This window comes from Thermogemmatispora sp., assembly GCF_019683635.1.
Taxonomy (GTDB): Bacteria; Chloroflexota; Ktedonobacteria; order Ktedonobacterales; family Ktedonobacteraceae; genus Thermogemmatispora.
The window spans coordinates 1-4,051 of the sequence record NZ_JADGIA010000304.1 but is presented as its reverse complement, the minus strand read 5'-3'; the positions used below and the strand labels follow the sequence as shown (position 1 = coordinate 4,051).

The window sequence follows — 4,051 nt, the reverse complement described above, 5'->3', positions numbered from 1 at the left end:
CTCCGCTTCGGTTTCTCTCTCGGAGCAGGCCTATCCCGCGGTTTTCTCGCAGCGCGAATTGAGTCAGGGACGAGCTCGGGAGGAGCTGATCGTCGAGGACGAGAGTGAAGAGGAAGAGCAGGTATCAAGAGAGACAAGCGAGTCTTCTCTCCCATTACAGGAACAGCAATTTGAAGATGAAGATAGCCAAAGAGAAGAGCAAGAATATGTTTTTGATGAGGAAGATGATGAAACTGACCAGTGGGACCAGGAGAATGGAGGCGGATATGAGCGTGAGGATGCTGAGGAAGGAGAGGAGTTGAACCTGGAGGGCAGCGGTAGGAGGCAGCTTTCGCTCCAGGAGCGTATTCATGCGCGTACACTCTTAAACAAGATGCGCGAGGCCCGTGGCGGCACACCGGCCAGCCAGGCGCGCCTGACTGTCCTCTGGAACGTCATTGGTGAACAGATCAGCGAGGATGAGCTGCGTGAGTTGATAGGCCGTATCTGGGGAGTCACAGCTCTCAAGCAGCTCAGCATTGACCAGGTAGAAGCTCTGATTTCCTGGGCGAAGCAAGACAACTTTGACCGTGACGTTGCTGCCATCCTGGCTCTCAATTGAGCGACCTTGACAGGAGAGAGATGACCATGCGCGTTGTTGCTGGGGAAGCCAAAGGGCGGCGCCTCAAATCTCCTCGTACGCCTGGCACCCGTCCCATTATTGACCGCGTGAAGACAGCGCTCTTCGATATACTGGCTACGCGCGTCGAAGGCGCCCGCTTTCTGGATCTGTTTGCCGGTACCGGTGGCGTGGGCATTGAGGCGCTCAGCCGCGGCGCGGCTTTTGCTACCTTTATCGAGATTGATCCGCGTGTCCTCAGAGTGCTGCGCGAGAATCTCCAGCTGACTGGGATGCACGAGCGAGCTGAAATGCTGCGCGCCGATGCCTTCAAGTGGTTACTGGCTCAGCAAGAGGCCAGGTCAGCCAGTGGCAGTGCAGAGCTGGGAGTTCATCCGTCGCGGAGAGCGGCGTATGATATCATCTATGTAGCCCCGCCGCAGTATCATCACCTGGCCGCTCGTGCCCTGGCCCTTCTCGATCGCTCACCGCTGCTGAGCGAGGAGGGCCTCGTCATTGTCCAGATCCATCCACGCGAGCGGGATGAGCTGCTAGCGGTGCCGCTAACACGCCTGATCCTCGAAGACGAGCGGCGCTACGGCAGTACTCTCTTGCTGTTCTACGGCGCCAAAGTTGAGAAGGAGTATTCTAACCATGACCATCAAGCTGGAGAAGCCTGATTATATTGTAGTCTATGTAAGCGATATGGAGCGCTCGACAGCCTTCTATCGCGATATCCTGGGCCTGCCTCTACGCTTTAGCTCGCCAGGCTGGACAGAATTTGAAACTGGCTCAGTGCGCCTGGCCCTTCATCGCGCCGGTGGCCAGGGGCAGGCTCAGTTCTATCCAGGTCGACCGCCGGCGGGCGTTGCTCATCTGGCCTTCGTTGTCCCCGATATCCAGGCCGCGTACGAAGAACTGAAGGCGCGTGGCGCAACCTTCTCTCAACCGCCAGAGAAGCAGGTCACCGGCAATTTGATTGCCGTCCTGCATGATCCCGATGGTCTGGGTATTACCCTGCAGCAGCGTCTGACAGGCTAACACGAAGACGAGGAGAGCAAGACGACAAGGGAAAGAAGCCTTCGCTATCGAGGCGGAGGCAAAGGAGTTCAGACTATGACCACCGGTGGAACGGCAAGAGGCCGCTTCGCTTTTCTAGATGCTGGCGAAGCGGCCCGCCGCCTGGGCGTCGATCGACGCACCCTGGATCAATGGGTCCAACAGGGTCGGATTCGAGCCTATAAGGGGGTAGGGCGCGACTACTTTTTCAAAACAGCTGACGTTGAGGCGCTCTACAAGGAGCTGCATCCAGAGCCTGAGCTGGCGCAGGCCATTGCCGCCGATGAGCAAGAAAGCGCAGCAGCTAGCGGCGGCGCGCAACCGCTCCAATTCGTACCGCGGCGCAAGCAGCAGGACCCGGCGATGCGCGTCTATCTGCGCCTGCAGGCCGACACCAAGTGGTATGATGTCTCTGAAGAAGACATCCGCACCTGGTTTTTGCAGCTGGCTCCGGAAGGCTACGAGCGCAATCGGCGCAACGCCCTACATGCCATTCAGAAACTGCAATACCTGGTCAGTCTCATCGAAGAAGCGCAGAAGCGCACACCCTAAATACGGCGGCTAACTGCCAGAGAAGAGAAAGAAGCGAGGCAGCGAGCAGCGGGCCGTATGCAGGCAAGGGAGGGGCGCGGCGCAGCCTCTGTTGCAGCCAGACGGCTCCATTCCGGTCTCGTCATTCCCTCCTCCTGGCGGGTTTTGCCTATGGAATGGGGCCGCTGGCCGGCGGTCGAGAAGTGTCCCGCCTAGTGAGCAGGCAGGACGGTGAGCAGCTCGGCCACCTCACGGATAATCAGATCGGCGCCGCGCTCGCGATAAAGAGCGACCTCATCGGGGAAGACGCGCATCACGGCCAGAAAATCAGGCTCGTTCGGGGTCTGAGTGCGGCGATAGTTCAAAACCAGATCCAGATCGTCAGCCGTATCACCCACATAGAGACCACCGCTGGCCTCCACAGCGGCGATAGCCAGGCGCAGTGCCTGGGGATCGGGCTTCAGGCAATCGTCGCCGCTGATTACCACATCCCACCATGCGCCCCTGCTGTGAGCGGCCAGGCGCTCCAGCGCACTATCGACCTCGGGGCCGATGCGACCAGTAATCAAGCCCAGCTTCCGCAGACCGGCGTCGTGCAAACGCATCGGCAGATCAGGAGGCAGTAGCAGCGTCTCGCGATGCACAAAGCCAGGCCAATCGGGCAGATAGCGTGGTTCGCGCCCGAAGCGCCGGCGGTACTCAGCCGCGCCCCAGTAGTATTCGTGGCACAGCTCGCCCACCAGCTCATAGTCCGGGAGAGCACTGGCCGGAATCACCGAGCGCACCCACTCCAGGCCGCCGTGTCCTTCCAGCATCGCTGCCCGCGCCAGCTCCATCCACTCGCGATTACTGCGCTCTGCCAGCGGAGTCCCGCGCCACTCGCGCAGCTTCGCCGTGTAAAGACCGGCCAGCAGATAGCACATGTGCCAATCGTCATTGAAGCCGCCAGCCTGCTTGAAGAACTTCACATCATCGAGCGTCAGCAGAGGGCGGCCCTCAGCCTGGCCCCAATCCAGGCCGTGGAGGGTTCCAACAATATACTCAGCCACTGCAATATCGGTAGCGCGGAACGATTCGCTTGTTTTGATCAGAACGCCATCGACATCGAAGAAGAGCGTATCGCAAGGAACGGGAAAACGCAACCCGTCGCGTTTCCACGGAAGAGCAGATTCCATAGAATAAAGACAATCCTTTCTCTCAAAGTTTTCTCGATTGAAGAAAAGCAGGACCAGGAGAAGGCGGAGCTTGGCCTGACGAGATGAGGCTAGCCCCAGTCAGGGATCGATCTCGATCGTCGCCTCCATATCGTCCTCATTGAGCAAATAGACGCGGTCCCACTGCTCGGCAGGAATCTCCTGCAGCGCCTTTTGCAGGAGGCGGATATGGTATTCAATTACCTGCGGGCCGACCTGGCGCTCGCGCAGGCGATCGCGCTCAAGGCAGGTAGCTAGCGAGACATTGAAAACCACCAGACATTTCAGGTAGCCGAAATGAAAAGCCAGCTCCCAGAGCTTGTGCCGCGCCTCCGCGTGGAGAGCTGTGCTATCGGCCACCGTGAAGCGCCCATTGAAAAGGCGCTTCCTGATTATATAGTGGAAAACGTCGAAAGTGTCGCGGTTGACCTGCTGATTAGTCGGATCATCGCAGATCATGGCCCGGCAGTAATCCGAAGAGACCACCATTGTGGGTATGGCGCTGAAGTAGCGCGCGGCGAAGGTACTCTTGCCGGAGCCGGCAGGCCCGCAGAGGACCATCAGCGTGCGGCGGGGAAGCTTCATTGAAACAGGCATGCACCTCGCTCCTTTCCACAGGCATTGCGATAGGTCCCTGGCTTTGATATAATGCCCGTGCACAAATGGCTCT

Annotated in this window: 5 protein-coding genes and 1 pseudogene; 4 read left to right on the top strand and 2 right to left on the bottom strand. The window is 58.9% G+C overall.

Going from position 1 to position 4,051, the window contains the following annotated elements; genetic code table 11:
- The 4 genes and pseudogenes from IRZ31_RS20505 to IRZ31_RS20490 all read left to right on the top strand — a co-directional run.
- Positions 1-601, top strand: a pseudogene (locus tag IRZ31_RS20505) (hypothetical protein); the annotation flags it as partial.
- A 26-nt stretch (positions 602-627) separates the two neighbouring features.
- Positions 628-1,278 (top strand): 16S rRNA (guanine(966)-N(2))-methyltransferase RsmD, encoded by a 651-nt coding sequence (rsmD, locus tag IRZ31_RS20500; protein ID WP_297157375.1) that lies wholly within the window; start codon positions 628-630, stop codon positions 1,276-1,278.
- The gene (locus IRZ31_RS20495; RefSeq protein WP_170293086.1) at positions 1,253-1,639 is read left to right on the top strand and encodes a VOC family protein; all 387 of its coding nucleotides are present in this window, start codon (positions 1,253-1,255) and stop codon (positions 1,637-1,639) included. Before rsmD ends, IRZ31_RS20495 begins: the two co-directional genes overlap by 26 nt.
- Positions 1,640-1,714: 75 nt before the next feature.
- The gene (locus tag IRZ31_RS20490) at positions 1,715-2,209 is read left to right on the top strand and encodes a helix-turn-helix domain-containing protein (protein ID WP_297157369.1); all 495 of its coding nucleotides are present in this window, start codon (positions 1,715-1,717) and stop codon (positions 2,207-2,209) included.
- 191 nt (positions 2,210-2,400) lie between these two features.
- Here the strand turns inward: IRZ31_RS20490 and IRZ31_RS20485 are convergent, their stop codons facing one another.
- Together IRZ31_RS20485 and IRZ31_RS20480 are read right to left on the bottom strand one after the other, a co-directional pair.
- On the bottom strand, positions 2,401-3,363 hold the full coding sequence (locus IRZ31_RS20485) for an HAD family hydrolase (RefSeq protein WP_297157365.1): 963 nt from the start codon (positions 3,361-3,363) through the stop codon (positions 2,401-2,403).
- Between the two features lie 99 nt (positions 3,364-3,462).
- Positions 3,463-3,978, bottom strand: coding sequence for an AAA family ATPase (locus IRZ31_RS20480; protein WP_297157362.1), 516 nt, complete (start codon positions 3,976-3,978; stop codon positions 3,463-3,465).
- Positions 3,979-4,051 lie beyond the last annotated feature (73 nt).

What these genes read in the sequence shown, in the direction of transcription:
- rsmD (WP_297157375.1), top strand. Translation starts at nt 628, where the DNA reads ATGCGCGTTGTTGCTGGGGAAGCCAAAGGGCGGCGCCTCAAATCTCCT.
- IRZ31_RS20485 (WP_297157365.1), bottom strand. Translation starts at nt 3,363, where the DNA reads ATGGAATCTGCTCTTCCGTGGAAACGCGACGGGTTGCGTTTTCCCGTT.
- IRZ31_RS20490 (WP_297157369.1), top strand. Translation starts at nt 1,715, where the DNA reads ATGACCACCGGTGGAACGGCAAGAGGCCGCTTCGCTTTTCTAGATGCT.
- IRZ31_RS20480 (WP_297157362.1), bottom strand. Translation starts at nt 3,978, where the DNA reads ATGCCTGTTTCAATGAAGCTTCCCCGCCGCACGCTGATGGTCCTCTGC.
- IRZ31_RS20495 (WP_170293086.1), top strand. Translation starts at nt 1,253, where the DNA reads ATGACCATCAAGCTGGAGAAGCCTGATTATATTGTAGTCTATGTAAGC.